20 protein-coding genes are annotated in these 19,295 nt (G+C 66.6%); 11 read left to right on the top strand and 9 right to left on the bottom strand.

Annotation, left to right across the window (positions count from 1 at the left end; all coding sequences use genetic code 11):
* Nucleotides 1–7 precede the first annotated feature (7 nt).
* Entirely contained in the window at nt 8–766 is a 759-nt protein-coding gene (locus N4264_RS23885) for a hypothetical protein (RefSeq protein ID WP_261694713.1), read from the bottom strand.
* A 332-nt stretch (nt 767–1,098) separates the two neighbouring features.
* Here N4264_RS23885 and N4264_RS23880 point away from each other — a divergent pair, with 332 nt between their 5' ends.
* A complete protein-coding gene (locus N4264_RS23880) occupies nt 1,099–2,298 on the top strand; it encodes a DUF3142 domain-containing protein (protein WP_261694712.1) in 1,200 nt (399 codons plus the stop codon).
* A gap of 35 nt (nt 2,299–2,333) precedes the next feature.
* Here the strand turns inward: N4264_RS23880 and N4264_RS23875 are convergent, their stop codons facing one another.
* Both N4264_RS23875 and N4264_RS23870 read right to left on the bottom strand, forming a co-directional pair.
* Nucleotides 2,334–3,335: a GlxA family transcriptional regulator gene (locus N4264_RS23875; RefSeq protein ID WP_261694711.1), complete on the bottom strand. Its 1,002-nt coding sequence runs from the start codon at nt 3,333–3,335 to the stop codon at nt 2,334–2,336.
* Nucleotides 3,332–3,895: an isochorismatase family protein gene (locus N4264_RS23870; protein ID WP_261694710.1), complete on the bottom strand. Its 564-nt coding sequence runs from the start codon at nt 3,893–3,895 to the stop codon at nt 3,332–3,334. Before N4264_RS23870 ends, N4264_RS23875 begins: the two co-directional genes overlap by 4 nt.
* Nucleotides 3,896–4,134: 239 nt before the next feature.
* On the opposite strand from N4264_RS23870, the gene N4264_RS23865 reads away from it, so the two are divergent.
* On the top strand, nt 4,135–4,920 hold the full coding sequence (locus N4264_RS23865) for a thioesterase family protein (protein WP_261694709.1): 786 nt from the start codon (nt 4,135–4,137) through the stop codon (nt 4,918–4,920).
* Nucleotides 4,921–4,926: 6 nt separating this feature from the next.
* Here N4264_RS23865 and pdxR read toward each other — a convergent pair whose 3' ends face one another.
* On the bottom strand, nt 4,927–6,387 hold the full coding sequence (gene pdxR, locus N4264_RS23860; protein WP_261694708.1) for a MocR-like pyridoxine biosynthesis transcription factor PdxR: 1,461 nt from the start codon (nt 6,385–6,387) through the stop codon (nt 4,927–4,929).
* Between the two features lie 84 nt (nt 6,388–6,471).
* Between pdxR and N4264_RS23855 the strand changes: the two genes are divergently transcribed.
* Both N4264_RS23855 and N4264_RS23850 read left to right on the top strand, forming a co-directional pair.
* The gene (locus N4264_RS23855) at nt 6,472–7,182 is read left to right on the top strand and encodes a glutathione S-transferase N-terminal domain-containing protein (protein WP_261694707.1); all 711 of its coding nucleotides are present in this window, start codon (nt 6,472–6,474) and stop codon (nt 7,180–7,182) included.
* A 10-nt stretch (nt 7,183–7,192) separates the two neighbouring features.
* Complete coding sequence (locus tag N4264_RS23850; RefSeq protein WP_261694706.1) at nt 7,193–7,660, top strand: cupin domain-containing protein; 468 nt, start codon at nt 7,193–7,195, stop codon at nt 7,658–7,660.
* Nucleotides 7,661–7,738: 78 nt separating this feature from the next.
* Here the strand turns inward: N4264_RS23850 and N4264_RS23845 are convergent, their stop codons facing one another.
* Nucleotides 7,739–8,659, bottom strand: a complete 921-nt coding sequence (locus N4264_RS23845; protein WP_261694705.1) for a LysR family transcriptional regulator — start codon at nt 8,657–8,659, stop codon at nt 7,739–7,741.
* A 98-nt stretch (nt 8,660–8,757) separates the two neighbouring features.
* Here N4264_RS23845 and N4264_RS23840 point away from each other — a divergent pair, with 98 nt between their 5' ends.
* Nucleotides 8,758–9,393 (top strand): short chain dehydrogenase, encoded by a 636-nt coding sequence (locus tag N4264_RS23840; RefSeq protein ID WP_261694704.1) that lies wholly within the window; start codon nt 8,758–8,760, stop codon nt 9,391–9,393.
* Nucleotides 9,394–9,453: 60 nt separating this feature from the next.
* On the opposite strand, the gene N4264_RS23835 is transcribed toward N4264_RS23840, so the two are convergent.
* Nucleotides 9,454–9,852, bottom strand: coding sequence for a response regulator (locus N4264_RS23835; RefSeq protein ID WP_261694703.1), 399 nt, complete (start codon nt 9,850–9,852; stop codon nt 9,454–9,456).
* 214 nt (nt 9,853–10,066) lie between these two features.
* Here N4264_RS23835 and N4264_RS23830 point away from each other — a divergent pair, with 214 nt between their 5' ends.
* Nucleotides 10,067–10,993, top strand: a complete 927-nt coding sequence (locus tag N4264_RS23830; protein WP_261694702.1) for an ABC transporter ATP-binding protein — start codon at nt 10,067–10,069, stop codon at nt 10,991–10,993.
* Nucleotides 10,990–11,751, top strand: coding sequence for an ABC transporter permease (locus N4264_RS23825; RefSeq protein WP_261694701.1), 762 nt, complete (start codon nt 10,990–10,992; stop codon nt 11,749–11,751). Before N4264_RS23830 ends, N4264_RS23825 begins: the two co-directional genes overlap by 4 nt.
* On the opposite strand, the gene aroQ is transcribed toward N4264_RS23825, so the two are convergent.
* Nucleotides 11,687–12,286 (bottom strand): gamma subclass chorismate mutase AroQ, encoded by a 600-nt coding sequence (gene aroQ / locus N4264_RS23820; RefSeq protein WP_261694700.1) that lies wholly within the window; start codon nt 12,284–12,286, stop codon nt 11,687–11,689. The genes N4264_RS23825 and aroQ overlap by 65 nt on opposite strands.
* Before the next feature lie 147 nt (nt 12,287–12,433).
* On the opposite strand from aroQ, the gene N4264_RS23815 reads away from it, so the two are divergent.
* The 3 genes from N4264_RS23815 to N4264_RS23805 are packed head-to-tail and all read left to right on the top strand — an operon-like array spanning nt 12,434 to nt 14,105.
* On the top strand, nt 12,434–12,973 hold the full coding sequence (locus N4264_RS23815) for a GNAT family N-acetyltransferase (RefSeq protein WP_261694699.1): 540 nt from the start codon (nt 12,434–12,436) through the stop codon (nt 12,971–12,973).
* A 35-nt stretch (nt 12,974–13,008) separates the two neighbouring features.
* Nucleotides 13,009–13,548, top strand: coding sequence for a TfoX/Sxy family protein (locus tag N4264_RS23810; protein ID WP_261694698.1), 540 nt, complete (start codon nt 13,009–13,011; stop codon nt 13,546–13,548).
* Nucleotides 13,545–14,105, top strand: coding sequence for a gamma-glutamylcyclotransferase (locus N4264_RS23805; protein ID WP_261694697.1), 561 nt, complete (start codon nt 13,545–13,547; stop codon nt 14,103–14,105). Before N4264_RS23810 ends, N4264_RS23805 begins: the two co-directional genes overlap by 4 nt.
* Here the strand turns inward: N4264_RS23805 and N4264_RS23800 are convergent, their stop codons facing one another.
* Complete coding sequence (locus N4264_RS23800; protein ID WP_261694696.1) at nt 14,106–17,027, bottom strand: M36 family metallopeptidase; 2,922 nt, start codon at nt 17,025–17,027, stop codon at nt 14,106–14,108. It abuts the gene before it with no gap.
* A 369-nt stretch (nt 17,028–17,396) separates the two neighbouring features.
* Between N4264_RS23800 and N4264_RS23795 the strand changes: the two genes are divergently transcribed.
* Nucleotides 17,397–18,278 carry a polysaccharide deacetylase family protein gene (locus tag N4264_RS23795; RefSeq protein ID WP_261694695.1) on the top strand — a complete coding sequence of 294 codons (882 nt, stop codon included), beginning with the start codon at nt 17,397–17,399 and terminating at the stop codon, nt 18,276–18,278.
* Between the two features lie 11 nt (nt 18,279–18,289).
* Here N4264_RS23795 and N4264_RS23790 read toward each other — a convergent pair whose 3' ends face one another.
* Nucleotides 18,290–19,204 (bottom strand): LysR substrate-binding domain-containing protein, encoded by a 915-nt coding sequence (locus tag N4264_RS23790; protein ID WP_261694694.1) that lies wholly within the window; start codon nt 19,202–19,204, stop codon nt 18,290–18,292.
* Between the last annotated feature and the right edge of the window lie 91 nt (nt 19,205–19,295).

Raw genomic sequence — 19,295 nt, 5'->3', positions numbered from 1 at the left:
GCGGGTGCTACGCCGACCGCTCGGCCGGGACGCCCTGGCTGCGCAGGATCTGCTCGACGCGGCGCCGCGCGGTTTCGCGCACTTTCGTGAACAGCTCGCGCTGCGCGCTGGCGCCCGGCCTGCCGTGGCGCAGCCAGCTGTCCGGGGCGTGGCGCATGTCTATGTCGGGTTCCAGCGGCAGCTTCGCCGCGGCAGCGCGAAGCTTCGGTGCTACGGAATCGGTATCACTGGAAAGACTCCAGGCCACGATGTCCCATGCCAGTTCGACATGGGCGCGTTCGGCCGTGGAAATCTGGGCCAGCAGTGCGGCAAGCTCCGGTTCCTCCGCCGCGCGCGCGCCGGCGGCGTGCAGCGTGGCGGCAAACGATTCCCAAAGTCCGCCTTCGACAAAGGAATCAACGGCAAGATCCGCCTTGGAGATGCGCGGTACACGCGTACCGTCGAGTGCCGGAAAAACGCCTGCCTCGATGGTTCCGGTGCCGTGGCGGCGGGCCAGTGCGAAGCAGTGCTGGGCGTGGCGCACTTCGTCCAGCGCTGCGCGATGGCAGCCCTCGATCAGATGCGGGGGAGCGCCGTGTCGCATCAGCTGCATCGACAAACGGGAAAAAGCCGCGATACTGGCAAGATCCACAATGCCGTCGCGCAGCCACGCGCGACCGAGCGCGCCGTCGGTGGTCGCCGGCGCTGTCAGTTCGACGGTCGCCTCGCCAGCTGGCAGCGACCAGATACCTGTCCACGCTTCACGACAACGCTGATAGAAACTCACTCGGTCAGCCCTTGCACCAATGCCAAGCTGCGGTTAGTGAATAGCCGGCCCGTGCCGGAATCCACGGCCTCTACCGGACGATGGCGGGCGGTGCTCCGTCGCGCCCGCAGCTGGGCCGTGAATGGCTGGCCCTGGCCTTTGTCGTCAGGGTGAGCCAAGCATAGGCCGCGCCGGGGGCAGCGATGTTAGGAAAGGATTGGCAGGCGCAACGATTTGCATGTAGCTGATCATTTCTGCAACGAAGTGTGTCGTACTTTGCGTGGTCCGCGCGCATTTCCCGCGGTGACCGACTTCGCTAGAGTGCCGGCCGCTTCCTCCATCAGCGGGACCTCATGCGTCGTATTGGTTTTGCCGCGTTTGCGTTGGCTGGCCTGCTCGCTGCGCTGGCCCTGGCGCGTCACTGGACGATGGCAGGGCCGCCCTTGCCCCAGGCGGTCTACGTCTGGCAACGCCAATGGGATGCGGAAACGACCGCGGCCGTTGCCCCTTCGCGGGACCTGTTTCACCAGTACCGTGTTCTGGGCCTGCAGTGGGGCTCCGACGGGCGATGGGTGAAATCGCGCGCAGATCTGGCCACCTTGGCGGCGTCGAAACGGGCGGTCGCTGTTGTCATGCGCATCGAAGGGACGGCGCCCCTCGCCATCGCGGCAGACGCCGCCGGCCAGCTCCGCGCGCTCCTGGCCGAATGGCGCATTGCCGGGATCCGGGTCAGTGGCATCGAGTTCGACCATGACTGCGCCACGTCGCAACTGACGGTCTATGCCCAATGGCTGCGCACGGTGCGCGCATCCCTGCCGGAGGCGATGCCGATCGGCATCACCGCATTGCCGACCTGGCGCACTGCGACGGAACTGGATGGCGTGCTGCAGGCGGTTGACTACTCGGTGCTGCAGGTCCACGCCGTGCGTCGCCCCGAAGAAGGCTTGTTCGATGCGGAGCTGGCGCGGCAATGGATTGACGAATGGGCTGTGCGCACCGGTTCACGCCCCTTCGATGTCGCGCTGCCGGCCTATGGCGTACGCGTCGAAGTGGACGACACCGGCAAGCCGATCCGCGTCGACGGCGAGCAGGATCTTCCACGCACGGCGCAGGGCAGAGAACTGGTTGCCGACCCCGTTGCGGTCGCCCGGCTGCTGGAAACGCTGCAGCGACGACCCGTCCAGGCCCTGCGGGAAATCGTGTGGTTCCGTCTGCCCCGGCGCACGGATCAGCGCGCCTGGTCGCTGCGTACTTTGCGCGCGGTGATCGAGCGGAAGCCACTGGCCATCCGGCTGGACGTCGCGTTGCATCCGGTGGCCAACGGCGCCGGCGATGTCGTCGTGACCAACAACGGCAACCGGGATGGCGTGATGCCCGGCGTGGTCGTCATCAACGGCCGCTGTGCAGGCGGCGACGGGGTCAATGGCTACCAGTTCACGCCGGAACGATTCCACCTCCGGATGACGCCGCCGCCCGTCCTGCGCGCGGGACACCGGCGTACGATCGGCTGGATTCGCTGCGACGCACCGGCAACGCTGCACATCGAGCCGTAGTGCCACGGCCAATCCGGCTGCACGCCAGCAGGGCGCTATGGCGACGAATTGCCCCGCGCGCTTCGCGGCGAACCGGACTCGCTCAGCGACCACGCGCGGCGCAGTTGCCGGGCGGACGCAAATCCGCTGTGCTCGGCGACGCGATCGATGTCCAGTCGCGTATTGGCCAGCAATTCCTTGGCGACGCCGACACGCAGGCGATTGATGTACTCGGGCAGTCCCATGCCGGCGTGTTCGTTGAACAGGCGCGACAGATGGCGTGCGCTGGTGCGGCCGTGGCGGGCCAGCTCGCCGAGCGTCCAGCGCCGCTGCGGTGCCTGGGCGATGGCGTCCTGCACGCGATGGATGACCGGGTGTATGTGATTGCGGCCGGTGAGCCAGGGTGAGAACTGGGGATCGGCGCCAGCACGGCGCAGATACACCACCAGCTCCCGCGCGACGGCCTGCGCGCACGCCGACCCGGCCTCGCGCGTGACGAAGTGCAGCATGAGGTCAATACCGGCGGTGACCCCGGCGCTGCTCCAGATCGGACCGTCCTCGACGAACAGGCGATTGGCCTGCGGTCGCGACGCCGGCGCGAGCGCGGCCAGCTGGTCCTGGCAACTGAAATGCGTGGTGCAGCTGCGGCCGTCCATGAGCCCGGCGCGCGCGGCGAGCAAGGCTCCGGAGCAAATGCAGATCACACGGCGCGATCCGGTCGCATTCCTGCGCAGCCATTCGACGATCACGGACTCGTCGCGCAGATCCTGGGCGCGGTCACTGGTGGCATCAAAACCCAGCTGACTGACATTTCCGGTCACCAGGATCACGGCATCGACGGGCAACTGCGACGGCAGCGGGCCGATGCCGGCCAACGGCAGTGCAATCGAGCTCATTACCGTCGCCTGCGGGCCGGCGTAGCTCACGTCGAACCGTACCGCGGACTGTTCGCGATTGGCCTGTCGCAGCACCTCGACAGGCCCGGCAATATCCAGCAGCAGTGCGCGGGGTGGCAGCACCACGCACACAGTGACGACGCGCGGTGAAGGTGCCGTCATGCCGCCTTGCGCAGGGACAGGGACGCGATGGCGGTGTCGGCGTCGATGATGCGCGCGAAGCGACCTTCCAGCACCAGCTCGGTGCGTGCCTTGATCTCGGCGGCCGACCATTCGCGTCCGGTGCGGTCCGTCATGGCAAAGGTGAGCGTCGCGTCGCTGACGAAGTCGACTGCATAGCCACTGTCGGAGGCGTGTCGTGTCGTGGTCTCGCAGCATTGCTCGGCGCGGATGCCGGTGATGAGCAGGTTGCGGATGCCGTGCTCGGTCAGCCACACGCCCAGGCCGCTCCCGACGAGCGCGCTGTGGCGGCTCTTGTGAAAGACCGCCCGCGGTGTGATGACCAGCGGCGCCAGCGTGCGCACGTGGCCGGATTCGAGCGAGAACGCCCCTTCCGGATCCACGTGAAAGACCTGCAAGATGGGTACGCCGGCGGTTTTCGCGGCGTCGACGAGGCGCTGCAAGCGGTCAATAAACGCCGGGACGTCGGCGTCCGACCAGTACGGGCGGTGGCGGAAGGATTCCTGCACATCGATGACGACCAGGGCGGTATCGGTACTCATTGCATCAGTCCTTGCGGGTGGAGGGTGTGACTATCTTCCGCCGCATGCGTGAACCCCGATAGGCCAGTGATGGACCAACAGCGGACAGTTTATGCCATCTGCTGGCGGATCACGCCTCGGGGGCCGACACGGCGAGTTCGGACGTCCTGGCGCCGCCACCTGCCGCAGTGGCGGTTCTGGCTCCGTTCTGCCGTACTCCACGGCCCTAAGCTGCGAACTCCAGAACGGGAAAGACATCCATGCAATTGAGTGAACTGATGGCGGCAGCGCAGGGCGATGCCACGGGCGTGACCATCGACGTGCCGGATACCTGGCTGCAGGGCCGCAGCGTCTTCGGCGGATTGCAGGCTGCGGTGGCTGTCGCCGCGATGCGCCGGGCCCTGCCGGATCCGGTACCGCTGCGCACGCTGCAGATGACCTTCATCGCGCCGGTGCCGGCGGGTGCCGTGTCAGCCAGCGCGACAGTACTGCGGCAGGGCAAGAGTGCTACGCATGTCGAAGCGCGGCTGGAGCGCGACGGCGAAGTGCTGGCTCATGTGATCGGCGTGTTCGGCCAGGCTCGTGCCTCGAGCGTGCGGCGCGACGTCGCGCCGGTATCGGCAGTCAATGGCGAAGGGCGGCTGTTTCCCTATATTGAAGGACTGACGCCGCGCTTCATGCAGCATTTCCAGGCGCGCCTGCGCCAGGGCGGTTTTCCCTTCAGCGGCAGCCGGGAGCCGCGACAGGCCTACACCCTCGCGCTGCGCGACCAGGGCGCAAGCACCGAGGCACACGTGCTGGCGCTGGCCGATTTCGTGCCGCCGGTGGCGCTGTCCCTGCTGGCATCGCCGTCGCCGGGCAGTTCGCTGACCTGGATGCTGGAATTGCTGGTCGATACGCTCGACGGCCTTCCGCTGGAAGGCTGGCAGGCGGAGTCGGACATGGTGGCGGCGCGGGACGGCTACACCAGCCAGTCGACCATCCTGTATGCACCCGGTGGTGAAGCCGTGGCGCTGAGCCGGCAGTCGATGGTGGTGTTCGCCTGAACGGGGTCAGCGGCGCGGTGGCTGGATCTTGCGCAGCCGCTGCATCGCTTCGTCGACGCCGGCACGATCAATCACGCCATAGCCGAAAAGCAGCGACGGCAGTACGGGGCGTTTGATGAAGTAGCTGTCGCCGGCATACAGCCCGACTTCCTTTTCGCGGGCGCGGGCCAGCAGCCGTTCCCGGTCGATGGTCGGATCCAGCCGTGCGCACAGGTGCAGGCCGGCGCTGGCCGGCACCGCGTGCAGCCAGCCGAGCCGGCCCAGTCCCTCGAGCAGGGCATTGCGCCGCTCCTGGTAAACGCCGCGCACGCGCCGGACGTGACGCGCCAGATGGCCCTCGCGGATAAAGGCGGCGAGGGTTTCCTGGACGTGGACGTTGCACTGGGCGTCCATGAAGCGTTTGGCGGTTTCCAGCGTCTGGTGGGCCCAGGCCGGCGCGACGATGAATCCCAGTCGCAGCGAGGTGAATAGGCTTTTGGAAAATGTGCCGATGTAGAAAACGCTGTCGCCGTCGTCCAGCGTCTGCAGGGCATCGAGCGGGCGGTCACCGAAGCGGAACTCTCCGTCGTAGTCGTCCTCCAGGATGACGGCGCCGGTGCGCCGGGCATATTCGATCAGGGCGGTCCGGCGCGCGAGCGACATCGCCTGGCCAAGGGGAAACTGGTGCGAAGGCGTGACATAGATCGCGTCCACCCGCCGCGGCAGCCGCTCGACGATGAGCCCCTCGTCATCGACCGGAACCGGCGCAATGCGCGCACCGGCGGCGAGGAAGGCGGCACGGGCGGGAGCATAGCCGGGATCTTCCATCGCCACTACGCTGCGCCCGGGTGTGACCAGGATGCGCGCCAGCAGGTAGAACGCCTGCTGGGCGCCACTGGTCACGAAGACGTCATCGGCGGTGCACGCCACTGCGCGGGTGAATGACACATGCCCGGCGATGGCGTTGCGCAACGCCGGTCGTCCGCGGGGTTGCAGCGGCACCAGCCCTTCGCGCATCTGCTGGCGCAGCGCGCGCGCCGACAGGCGTTGCCAGATGGCCTGCGGCAGCGCGGACCCATCGGGTTCGCCGAGGCGGAAATCCAGCCGCGGGCGCGGCTGATAGTGCGGGGCATCCAGTGGCGGCAGCTGGCGCCACGTGGCATGGAGGCGCCGGTCGCCGCTGGCGGTGGAGGCCTTGCGCGACCGCGGCGAGCGGGCCGGCACGTGGCAGACAAACACGCCGGCAGCCGGGCGTGTACGCAGGTAGCCCTCACTCAAGAGCCGGTCATAGGCTGCGATCGCGGTGTTGCGTGAAATCCCCAGGCTGGCCGCCAGCGCGCGCGTGGACGGCAGGCGCACGCCGGTTTTCAGGCGGCCTTCGAGTATCGCGCAGCGCAGCTGCGTATGCAGGCTGTGCAGCAGTCGGCGCGAATGCGGTGGCGGAAGATCAAGCGAAAGCTGCAGGACTGGATCCATGAAATTCGCCATGGCTGGTGCTCTTCAGGAGCCAGATGATGACCGTATCCTGCCTGTCGACGCCAGCATCCGGCGGCTTTCACAAGGGACGATGTCATGATCGAGCTGTACTACTGGGCGACGCCGAACGGACAGAAGCTGCGCCTGTTCCTGGAGGAAGCGGAGCTGGCCTACCGGCTGGTTCCGGTGAACATCGGAAAAGGTGAACAATTTGCGCCGGAGTTCCTGGCCATCTCGCCGAACAACCGGATTCCGGCCCTGGTCGACCACGATCCGGCGGATGGTGGCGAGCCGGTCAGCCTGTTCGAATCGGGCGCGATGCTGCTGTACCTGGCCGACAAGATCGGACAATTCATTCCTGACGATTTCCGGGGCCGCCAGGAAGTGCTGAAGTGGCTGTTCTGGCAGGTTGGCGGACTTGGGCCGATGGCCGGGCAGATGGGGCATTTCGCCGTCTACGCGCCGGAAAAGGTGCCCTATGCAATCGAGCGCTACCAGCGTGAGACGGCGCGCCTTTACGGCGTACTCGACAAGCAGCTGGCGGGTCGTGAATTCATCGCCGGGCAGTACAGCATTGCCGACATGGCCTGCTATCCGTGGATCGTGCCCCATGCGGCGCATGGGCAGGATCTGGCGCTTTTCCCGCACCTGCAGCGCTGGTTCGAGGCCATCCGCGCCCGTCCCGCCACGCAACGCACTTACGCCGGCAGCCTCGATCCCTATTCCAGCCGCAGCGATGCCCTGACGGACGAAGCGCGCCGCGTGCTGTTCGGAACGCCCGCCCGCTCCGTTGTCGCAACCGCCTGAGGGAGACCGCATGAATACCCTGCCCGATCACCTGGCGCCCGCACTGGGCGCGATGTCCGGTCATGACGCCAATCCCTGGGTGCAGAGTGCGCCGGGCAACGCGTTCAAGCCGCTGCGATTCCTCGCCGGCGACCGCGGTTTCGTGGAGTTGATGCGACTGGACCCCGGTATCCGGATTCCCTTGCACCGGCATACCGGCGAGGTGCATGCCTTCACCCTTTCCGGCCGGCGCCAGCTGGGCACGGGCGAGGTGATTGGTCCTGGCCACTACGTCCACGAACCGGTGGGCAATACGGACAGTTGGGCCACCTACGGCGACGAGCCCGTGACGATTTTCCTCGTGGTGACGGGTGAGGTGCACTACCTGGATGTCGAGGGGCGCGTCACGCGTCGGATCAGTGCGGCGACGCAGCGGGCGGCGTACCTGGAGGACTGCCGGCTTCATGGTCGGCGACCGCTGAATTTGGAGAGCGAATAGGTCAATTGATGCGCCATAGCGACGGTTATCGTCAAACGAGGTCGGCGTTGAGCCGGCCGCAACCGTTGCTGTCAGGTGTTAACGAAACAGGGCTGCTTGCGCCGGTTGGGCAAACCAGTCGAGCAGGAAATCCATGAAAACACGCGTTCGCAGGGGCTGGTGGCGCCGTGCCGGATACACCAGGTGCAGCGGTGCGGGAAGCAGTTGCCAGGGTGCGCACAGGTGGCGCAGCCGGCCGGCCTGGATGTCTTCGCCGATCAGGTACAGCGGCAGCCGGATCACGCCCGCGCCGGCCAGGCCCAGGCGCCGGATGGTCGGGTAGTTGTTCACCCGCACCGGGCCGTCGACCGTGACGGTTTCGGTGCGGTCGCCGTGGCCGAATACCCATAGGCGGTCGTCGCTGAAATGGCTGTTGATGACGCAGGGCAGCCGGGCCAGGTCCTGCGGATGCGCCGGTTCGGTCACCGTGGCGAGAAATGCGGGCGCCGCCGCCGCCACCTCGCGGATCACGCCGAGCGGACGCGCGACCAGATGTTCTTCCAGCGTGCGGACCGAACGGATGGCGAAGTCGTAGCCGTCGGCAACCAGGTCACGACGCAGCACGCTCATGTCGAGGTCGACCTGGACCGCCGGATAGCGCTCCCGGAAGCGGATGACCAGCTCCGCCAGGAAGGAATCCCCGAAGGATGTCGGCGCGCTGATCCGCAGGCAGCCGCTGACGTCCGATCGCAGGGCGGAAACGGCGCGGTTGGCTTCGTCCAGGATCTCCGCCAGCGGCCGGCAGCACGCCAGGTAGAGGCGGCCGGATTCGGTGAGCGTCAGGCGCCGCGTGGTCCGGTGAATCAGATGCGCGCCCAGTGCGCGTTCCAGCGCGGCGACCTGTTTGCTGACATGCGCCTTGGAGCAGCCCAGCTGCTCGGCGGCGGCTGTGAAGCTGCCATTGTCGGCCACGGCAACGAAGCAGAGCGTCTGGTCAGTGCGGCCCAGGATTGTTTTCATCAGGAAACAAAGAATCCGCAGAACGGCATTTTTCGCGGCGCCGGGTAGCGGCATTGTATCGCCACGCCGCCAGATGGGCGGTACCCATTGGAATCACCATGAACCAGACCGCGTCTCTTACTTCCACCCGGCGTCCCCGTCTGCTCCTGGTCGGTGCGGCCGGCACTATCGGTCGTGCGGTCGCCGCCGAGCTGTCACCGCGTTACGAGGTGATCACGGCAGGTCGTACGAGCGGCGATATCGTCATCGATATGGGCGAGGAGGCCAGCATTCGCGCCGGCCTCGCGCGCGCCGGAACGCTCGACGCCATCGTTTCGACCGCCGGCAATGTCCACTTCGGGCCGCTGGCGGAAATGACGCCCGCGCAGTGGCAGGTCGGCCTGCAGAGCAAGCTGATGGGGCAGGTGACCCTGGCGATGATCGGTGCCGGACACCTTCGCGACGGTGGCTCGATCACGCTCAGTGCCGGCAGCCTGGCCGAGCAGCCGGTTCGTGGCGGCAGCAGCGCCTCGCTGGTCAACGGGGCCCTGGAATCGTTCGTGCGCGCCGCTGCGATCGAATTGCCACGCGGTCTTCGCATCAATGTGGTCAGCCCGAGCGTGCTGCAGGAATCGATGCCGGATTACGGGCCGTATTTCAGGGGATATGAAGCAGTGCCGGCGGCGCGTGTCGCGTTGGCGTACGGCCGTAGCGTGGAAGGTGCCCAGACCGGGCAGGTGTACAAGGTGCTCTGAGCGGAAGGTTCTGTCGGATGTCCTGCGGCGAGGGTGGTACCGCCCTCGTCAGTCGGCGTCCTAGGCGGCGTGGCTTTCGGAGGCTGTGTTCGGCAATTGGGCCTTGGCCTTGGCCATCAGGCGCAGCACGATCGCCAGCGGCACCGGCTTGACCAGATGCAGATCGAACCCGGCGTCGGCGGACGCGCGACGGTCGGCTTCCGTGTCGCGGCCGGTAATGGCAATCAGCGTGCTGATGGCATGCTGGTCCTTGTTTTCCTTGAGCTTGCGGGCGACCGCGTGGCCGTTCATGACCGGCATGTCGATATCCAGGATCGCCGCATCCGGCTGGAATTCGGCTGCCTTCTTGAGCGCCTGGCCCCCGTCGTACGCCACCGCCACCTCGTAGCCGACGGCGCTCAGCGCCTCGGCCAACATGTCGGCCACCGCACGATGGTCGTCTGCCAACAGAATCTTCATGGTGTTCCCCCTGTAGTGCCTGGTGGCGCTACTGCAAGGTCTGTGCGCAGCGCTGTCGCGGTGCGTGTAAACAAACGATACGCACTGCGACGGCGAGGCACGGGCCTGGCCGGCGCGCCTCTGCCGGGCTGTCGTGACTGTCGGATCCTGACCTTGCGGGCCGACACCGGGGTCGGGGTACGATGCCTGATCTTGTATACAAGGAAGCCCCTACGTGGAGTCCGTGCTTTCGATCCGGCAGCTCAGCAAGACCTACGCGTCGGGCCTGCACGCCCTGCGCAACATCGACCTGGATATCCGGCGCGGTGAAATCTTCGCCCTGCTCGGGCCCAACGGGGCCGGCAAGACCACGCTGATCAGCATCGTCTGCGGCATCGTCAACGCCACTTCGGGGCGTGTAGTTGCCGACGGTCATGACACCGTCGCGGACTACCGCGCCGCGCGGGCCAAGATCGGCCTGGTACCGCAGGAGCTGTCCACGGATGCGTTCGAAACCGTCTGGGCAACGGTCAGTTTCAGCCGCGGGCTATTCGGCAAACCGCCCAATCCCGGCTACATCGAACAGGTGCTGCGCGATCTTTCGCTGTGGGACAAGCGCGACAGCAAGATCATGACGCTGTCGGGCGGCATGAAGCGGCGCGTGCTGATCGCCAAGGCGCTGGCGCACGAACCGCAGATCCTGTTCCTGGACGAGCCGACCGCCGGCGTCGACGTGGAGCTGCGGCTGGACATGTGGGAAAAGGTCCGCGCGCTGCGCGAGCGCGGCGTGACGATCATCCTGACCACCCACTATATCGAGGAAGCCGAGGAGATGGCCGATCGCATTGGCGTCATTCACGGTGGCGAGCTGATCGTGGTGGAGGACAAGCACACCTTGATGCGCAAGCTCGGCAAGAAGCAGCTCACCGTGCACCTGCAGGCCCCGCTGGCGCAGGTGCCGCCCGAGCTGGCCGACTATCCGCTCGAACTGACGGCCGATGGCCACGCCCTCGTCTACACGTTCCAGACCCAGGGCGAGGGCACGGGCATCGCCACGCTGCTGCGCCGGATCAATGAACTGGGCATCGACTTCAAGGACCTGCATTCCAGCGAGAGCTCGCTGGAAGACATCTTCGTCGGCCTGCTGAGGACGCGCGCATGAATTTCCACGCCGTTCGCGCTATCTACCGGTTCGAGATGGCGCGCACCTTCCGCACGCTGATGCAGAGCATCGCATCGCCGGTACTTTCCACCTCGCTGTACTTCGTCGTTTTCGGCGCCGCGATCGGCGGGCGCATGGGCGATGTCGACGGCGTCACCTATGGTGCCTTCATCATTCCGGGCCTGATCATGCTCACGCTGCTGACCGAGAGCATCTCCAATGCCTCGTTCGGCATCTACCTGCCGAAATGGTCGGGCACGATCTTCGAACTGCTGTCGGCACCGGTTTCGTTCGTGGAAGTGATCCTGGGCTACGTCGGGGCGGCGGCGACCAAGTCAGTGATGCTCGGTGTGCTGATCCTCATCACGGCGCGCTGTTTCGTCGACTACGAGATCGTGCATCCGTTCTGGATGGCCGGTTTCCTCGTGCTGACCGCAGTCACCTTCAGTCTGTTCGGATTTCTCCTGGGCATCTGGGCGGACAGCTTCGAGAAGCTGCAGGTGGTTCCGTTGATGGTGGTCACGCCGCTGACCTTCCTCGGCGGCAGCTTCTATTCGATTGCGATGCTGCCGCCGGTGTGGCAGAAGATCGCGTTGTTCAATCCGGTCGTCTACCTGGTCAGCGGCTTCCGCTGGAGCTTCTATGGCATCGCCGATGTCGGCGTGGTGCTGAGCTTTGGCATGACCGCGCTGTTCATGCTGGCCTGTATCGGCGCCATCGCCTACGTGTTCCGTACCGGATACCGCCTGAAGAGTTGATCACGGCATTACCGCGGTGCGGCCCCGACGGTGCACACGCTGGCCAGTGCTCGAACGAGGGCGGTGCGGTGAAGTTCATCCCAGCGGTGCTCGTCGGCATAGCGGAAGGCCGCGCGGTCGAGTCGCGGTGCGCAATCGGGGTGGCGCGCGCGGTGCGCGCCTGCTCCAGATTCTGTAGCAGATCGCCCTGCAGGGCGTCCAGACGCGGCCGGACCTCCTTCGCAAGGTCCGGCGCGATGATGCTCTGCGCATTTTCGACCCGCCAGCGGGCGATCAGCGCATATTGGATCCATTTGCTGGCCTCCATCTGGTCGGTCATCACGCGGCGGACGTCATCGGCTGAAAGGGCTTTCGTGCCGGCCTTGCGCACTGCGTCGTCAAGGACGATTGCCTCGCGGGCGGCGTCCAGTACGGGTTGCCCGCGGACGAACTTGCTGCGTGCGACGTCGTCGGCGAGGTCCAGGCGTTCGGCGGTCGTACGGACCAGGGCGTCGAAGTCGCCCGGGTCGGCAGCCAGGCCGCCGGCCAGCAACAAGAACAACGACGCAGGCATCATCCAGCGGGTCATGATCAGCTCCTGGTGTTTGGAAGGGGAATCACCTCACCATTGTCCACCACTACGTCGGATTGACGTTAAGGTGCACGGCTTCCATCCTGATGCCTGCTCTCGGAGGACATTGATTTGAAGGCAATCCCACTTCCACAGCCACCGCAACTCACGACGCCGCGCATAACGCTGCGGTCCATGGCCGCGACGGATGTCGACGACCTCTTCGCCATCTACAGTGACGCGGAGGTGATGCGATACGCGAGCGACCCGCCGATGGCCAGGCGTTCGGACGTAGGCACATTGCTTGAGAGCGTGGAACGGTGTCGGTGCGAGGGTGTGTCGTTGGAGTGGGCCGTCGTCGCCAATGATTCGGGCGTGGTCATCGGCACCTGCGGACTGCATTCCTTCGATTGGCCCCGTCGTGCCGCGGAGGTCGGCTGCTTGCTGGCCCGTGGCCACTGGGGACGTGGCCTGATGAGCGAGGCGCTGGGTGCGGTCCTGGCGTTCGCCCGGCAATGGCCCCTGGACACCCTCATCGCCGACATCGACGCACCGAATAGGCGTTCAATCCGGCTGTTCTCCCGCATGGGTTTCGTACACCACGCGGCGACGCACTATCACCTGCCGCTGCGCGATCCGCAGACGCTTGTGGCCCAGTCGCCCACGCAGTAGCGTTCGACACCTCACGCCAAACCCGAACGACCACCATGGCAGATGATGATTACCTGGAATACCTGCGCGACCTGCTCAGCGGCCTGGGCAGGACGGTTTTCCGCAAGTATTTCGGCGGTCATGGCGCCTACTACGACGGCGTGCTGATTGCGGTGCTCGTCGACGATCGCCTGTATTTCAAGGTCGACGACCTCACCCGGGACCGTTTCGCCGCGGCCGGCGGCCAGCGCTGGATCTACACCGGCCGCGAACCGCCGATTCAGACCAACTACTGGTCGGTTCCGGACGAGGCCATGGACAGCACCGAGGAAATGACCCCGTGGGCGCGCCTGGCCTACGAAGCGGCGCTGCGAAAACCGCTCAAGGCGCGAGCGGCGGGGCGCAAGAAAGTCACCGGCGCCGCGGTGAAGAAAGCGGCGACGAAGAAGGCCCCGGCACGCAAGCCCGCCGCGGGAAAGTCCACGACGGAAAAGCCAGAAGCGACCAGGCGCGCAGCCCCGCCTTCCACTGGCGCTGCATCCCGCACGAGCACCGCAGCCCGACCGGCAGCCGGACGCACGCGCCGCAAGCCATGAACGCCCCGCTGTCATCGCACGGACTGTCGACGGGCAGCGAAACCGATACGCCGGTGTGGGTATTCGGCTACGGCTCGCTCATCTACAAGGTGGACTTTCCCTATCTGGAACGGCGTCCGGCGCATATCAGCGGCTGGCATCGCCGCTTCTGGCAAGGGTCGCACGATCACCGCGGCACGCCGGAGGCGCCGGGGCGCGTGGTCACGCTGGTCGCGGAGGCCGGAGCCGTCTGTGTCGGCATGGCTTATCACGTCCGTCCGGACGTCTTCGCGCACCTCGACCATCGCGAGAAGAACGGCTACGTGCGCGTCGAAACAGCGCTGCATTTCGACGACGGCAGCGCGTCGGAGGGGCTGGTCTACATTGCCGCCGAGGACAACGAGGCCTACCTGGGCCCGGACACCGAAGAAGCCATCGCGCGTCACATCGCCCGGGCCTGCGGCCCGAGCGGTCCGAACCGCGACTATCTCATTGGCCTTGCCGATGCCCTGCGCCAGCTCGGCGCCGACGATCCGCACGTGTACGCGATCGAGCGGCACCTGCTGGCACTCACCTGATCAGGGCGTATCCGCACGCAAGGTACTGAACATCGGTGCGGCCGCACCGGTAATCTGTACCTGCGATATCGCCCAGTGCGCAGCGTCAGTCGCGCGGCCGCTGTCGCTGACCACCGACAGGCGCAGGCGCACGGTCCGCCCGCCCAGGGATTCGGTGAACCGCAGCGTCGTCGTCTGCCAGCCATTGGAAACACCGCTGAACTGCGCCTGGCCGGATGTGACATACGGCGCTGCAGCCTCCCACTCGCCGCCGTCGCGCTGGATCTCGATGACGGCCCGGCCGGGCCCGGCGCCGACACGCGCAAAGTCGTAGTCGTGGCGCAGCGTGAGCTGCAGGTTCGCACCGGCGCTGACCGGGAACGGACGCGTGGCGAGCGTGGACTCCAGCGTCATGTCGCTGTCGCCGAGGTAGTAGGCCATTTCACCGCGGTGAACCAGGCGGCGCCAGGGGAAGATCTCCGCATAGTCGGGTGTCTCGCGGCCCAGGCACAGGAACTGTACGCAGCCGTGGTTGCCCGTGTAGTCGGCTTGCCAGTCCGCCGCGAAAGTCTGCGACGCGCTGAGGCGATCGGCGTGGGCATCGGTCCTGATATCGCTGTTGACCAAGGTCGTGGCGATGGTGGCTGTGACGGCGTCACGCTGGGTCTGATCGGCGGCCACCACCGGGAAGGGCAGGGGGATCGGACCGAGGTTTGTCAGGAGCCGTACCGGGAAGACGATGTCCATGTCTTCGGCGGGCTGCAGCGCAACGCCGGTTCGCGTGCTACCTGAAGGGTAGTTATAGATGCCGGGCACATTGGGTGCAGTGACGGTGATGTTCGCCAGCGGCACGTAGCCGCTGTTCTGGAGTGTGATGACCAGTTCGCCCGATTCGCCCTGGTCGAGGACGCCGTCACCATCGCCACCGATTTCACGCAGCGTAATGGCGATCAGGGAGAGAGCAGCGTCGCTGATGCGGAAGCTTTCGCGGACGCCGCGCAGCGCATCGGAATACCGGGCCGGCGAAACCGCGCCGGCGCCCATGCCGCGCGCGGCGAACCCGTTCCGGCACAGGGCGTAGTCGGTTTCGCTGTCGGCACGGATCGTCAGGAGCAGCGCGGTGCGCGCCTCGGTGAAGGTCGCGTCGGGCGGCATCAGTTTCAGACCCTGCACCAACTGGTGCAGGAAGCGGTCGCGTGTCGACTGGAATTGCGCAGAGGGGGCCGCCGCGAGAATGTTGCGCGCGCACTGCCACAGGGAAGCCGTCCAGATTTCGCCGGCGGAATGCACTTCCGCGTTCTGGCGCGAGCGGGCCTTCCAGTCGAAGGCCTGCCATTCGGCGGGCAGCGGGTGGTCCAGGCTGATGTGCTTGAAGGTCAGGGGGTTCTTGCGCAGGTCGATCGTCGTCGGGAACCGGCGGATGCCGTGGTAGTAGGTGTTGTCCGGATGCCCCGGGCTGCCGGCGGCCGGCAGCATGTCCGCGCGGAAATCGTAGTCGCGGTTCATGTACGCGCCTACGGCGTACGCGCCGCCGAAGGCGGGCGTGCGCGGGGTGGCGAAGCGGTCCTGTTCGCGCACCGTGAGGAAGAAGCCCAGAAAGTCCGCCGTGCCTTCGTTGAGGGCGCTTTGCTGCCCGGCGTGGTCCATGTCGGCCAGGCGGGCGAACACCGTATGCATCCATTCGTGCGCGAAGACCGGGAAGTCGAAACCGGATACGTCGCGGTTGGATGTGCTCGACGTGTTCACGCCCAGGGTCAGCGAGGCGCTTTCGCCGTCTTCGGGGCCGTAGGCGAAGGTACCCAGCTGGGCAACGTGTACCAGCAGCGGATCGCCGCCGATGCCGCCGCGCCCGTAGTTATCCATTTGTGCATTACCGCTGGCTTCGTCGTAGCCGGCACGGTAGAGCAGGTCATGCAACCAGTTGGCGGTGTAGAAGCTCTGTACGATCTTGGCATTGAGCTGCGCCGAACTGGTAGGGATGGGCGCGTCCGGATTCAGGCACTGGAAGTAGTCGGTGCGCGCATTGGCCACGTTGTAGGTGTAGTCGAACACGCCCGCGCTGCTCACGCTGGCGCGGAAATCCCCTTCAGCCGCGTTGAATGCCGGCCCCCAGCCGGATCCGCAGTCGGCACCGGGCGCATCGGCGTTGAAGAACGCATCGACGTTGTTGCCGACGGTCTGCGTTGCGCTGTCGGGCAGCCAAGGATCCGCCGGCGCGCCGACGGGCCGGGTCAACAGTCGCATGGGTGCCGGCGTGGCGGGGGCCCAGGCGTCGGGGACCCCGGTCGGATGCGGGTTCACGAATCCGTAGGGATCGTGGTACGGCGTGCCGCTCTCGTCGGCGAGGACGCGGTACTGGAATGCCACCGCGTCGTGGATCAGGTTGCGTTTGCGCAGTACCCGCCCGTCCTGGGCGGAGACGATCACGCCGGCTGCCAACGGCCGTTGCTGCGATCGGCCGACGCCGGTCACCTCCGCATAGTAGGCCGGCTCCAGCCCTGTAGAAGTGGGAAACCAGACGGGTTTGATACGCAGTGGACGCAGCGCCTGGAACGTCGGTGTATCGGCCAGGGTGAACCGCGCATAGCGCGGCGCGGTGGTTGCGACCCGTCCGCCGACGCGGGCCTGGCTGCCCGGCGCGACGGCGTCCAGGGCCTTCTGCGCGGCCGCCTCGCTGTCCAAGACAAACGCCGGCAGCCCGGTGGTGACCGGGCCGGCGCCCAGGCTGGCGAACACGGCGCGCTGCTGGTGCCTGGCGTCGACCAGGATGCTGGTCGTCGCGTCGACGACTTCGATGCCCGCGATTTCCTGCGGGCGCCGGTGAACCTTCGCCAGTCCGGCGGACGGCGCCGCCTTCCGTGCCGCCGTGCCGCTGGCCGGCGCCGCGGCGGCATTGGCAGCGGGATCCAGCCAGGTCAGGCGGCGTTGCAGGGCGGGTGCCATCTCGCCCGCGCCGGCGGTCGGAAGGACGACAAAAGGGACTGCAAGAAGCCACAACGCCGCATACCGCATAGGTGGACTCCGATCCAGGGAGGTTCGAGCGTATCAACTAACCATTACGTACGCCATTCTTCGTATATTGGTCCGCGTGGTTCGACGTGCCGGCTGGACCACTTTCCAGGTCCGTTCGTTCGCCGGCGGTGTCGGTGCTGCCCGTCGGTCAGCTACGCTATAGATAGCATTGGAGAGGCCGCAACAAGGTCGTGCCGTCACTACGTCCCGAGACTGGCCGGGCGTTGCTCACGGACCGCGGACCGTTCCTTGCGATACGATGGCAGGCCTGGAAACGCGAGCAGGCTGACCGCTGATGCAATGGAACAATCTGGCCACGCCGCTGATACCGTCCACCGGGACAAGGCGGTGAGTCTGCACCGCGTTCCGCGGTTTCCGCATGCCTGGCTGGCGTTCCTCGCGGCGACGCACCTGGCTGGCATATGCATGATCGTCGTCGGGCAGTGGCTGGCAGGCACCGCGGTCCTGCTGTCCGCACAGGGGTTGCTGTTCTGGGGCACGCTGTGGCCGACGTCGCGCATGCTCAGTCCGGTCCTGTGCCGGTTGCCCACGGACGAGCGGGTGGTATGGCTGACGATCGACGATGGTCCCTCCGACGACACGCTGGCCATTCTCGACCTGCTCGATCGCCACGCCGCCAAGGCGGGATTCTTCGTCGTGGGCGAGCGCGCCGCGGCGCGACCGGACGTGTTGCGTGAAATAGTCCACCGCGGCCACCTCGTTGGCAATCACAGCTACGACCACCCGGAGCGGGTTTTCTGGGCCTTGCCACCCTGGGCGATTGCCCACCAGATCGGCCTGGCGCAGGACACCCTGGCGCACCTGACGGGACAGCGTCCGCGTTGGTTTCGCGCCGTCGTCGGCATGGCCAATCCGTTTGTCGCCGCCGTGTTGCGCCGACACGGACTGGCGCGTGTGGCCTGGTCCGCTCGCGCGTTCGACACCCGCTGCGCCGACCCGCAGGAAGTCATCGTCCGCCTCGACCGCCGGCTGGCTCCTGGCGCCATCCTCCTGATGCACGAGCGTTCACCCCACGGGCGCAGTGTCGAGGCGATTGCGGCGGTGCTGGATCACCTGTCGGCAAAGGGCTATCGCTGTGTGCTGCCGGAATCTGCCGCGACCGCAGACGCGAAGGCATCCAGTGCACACGAGGGCACTGTCACGGGAACGCCGACGACGTGAGGTGCCTCCAGCTACAGGCCGGCGTCGAACTGGTGCGTCATCAGGGCAATCTCGTGACGGATCCACTGGCTGAATTGCTGCACTTTTGGTAGCCCGCGCCGACCTGTTCCGCAGAGCAGGAAATAGGCGTACGTCATCGGCACGGGGGCCGCGGCGGCCCGGAGCAGGCGCCCCTGCGCCAGGTCTTCGAAAGCCAGCGAGTACGGCACCAGGGCAACGCCATGCCCCGCCACGGCGGCCTGTACCAGGAGGCCGGAATGACTGTAGCTGCGCGAGAAGTCCAGGTGACTGCGCCGGACGCCCTGGGCAGCCAGCAGCGACTGCCAGCGCTGCGGCGTGCCTTCGAACAGGAGCGGGTGTCGCGCCAGGTCGGCCAGCTCGGGGCGGGATTTCCGCCGCGGGAGGCCGGGCAGGGTCGGACTGTAGACGACCACGGCCATTTCAGGATGGATCAGATCCGCCGGTGGCAGCGATGCGGCCGGCGCGTAACGCAGCGCGACATCGCAGCTGCCATCGTCGAGGTTGGCTGCGCGGTCGGTCGATTCAATCCGGATATCCAGTTGTGGAAACTGCTGCGTGAAGCGGTGCAGCCGCGGGACCAGCCACTTCATGGCGAAGGAATGGGTGGTGCTGATGCGCAGCACCTGGGCGTCGTCATCGCGCTGGAGCCGGCTGACGGTTTCCTGCAGGCTGGCCAGGAGCGGCGTGAGCGTCTGGGCCAGTGCGCGGCCTTTCTCGGTCAGGACGACGCCGCGCGCCTTGCGGGTGAACAAGGCAAAGCCCAGGGCGGTTTCCAGTTGCTTGATCTGCTGGCTGACGCCGGCCGCAGTCTTGTGCAGCTCACGCGCCGCCAGGCGGAAACTCTTCCAGCGCGCCGCGCATTCGAAGTCGATAAGGCCGGAAAGGGTTCGTAGCGCGCCCGCCATGGTGGTTCCTCAGGGTGGCGCCGGAAGCGTAACGATTTATTGGCCATAGGCCAACGGATCCTCGTTTGTCCGTCCGGCCCGGCCGCCGCAC

This window comes from Tahibacter amnicola (assembly GCF_025398735.1).
GTDB classification, from domain to species: Bacteria; Pseudomonadota; Gammaproteobacteria; order Xanthomonadales; family Rhodanobacteraceae; genus Tahibacter; species Tahibacter amnicola.
This window is presented reverse-complemented; position numbering and strand designations above follow the sequence as displayed.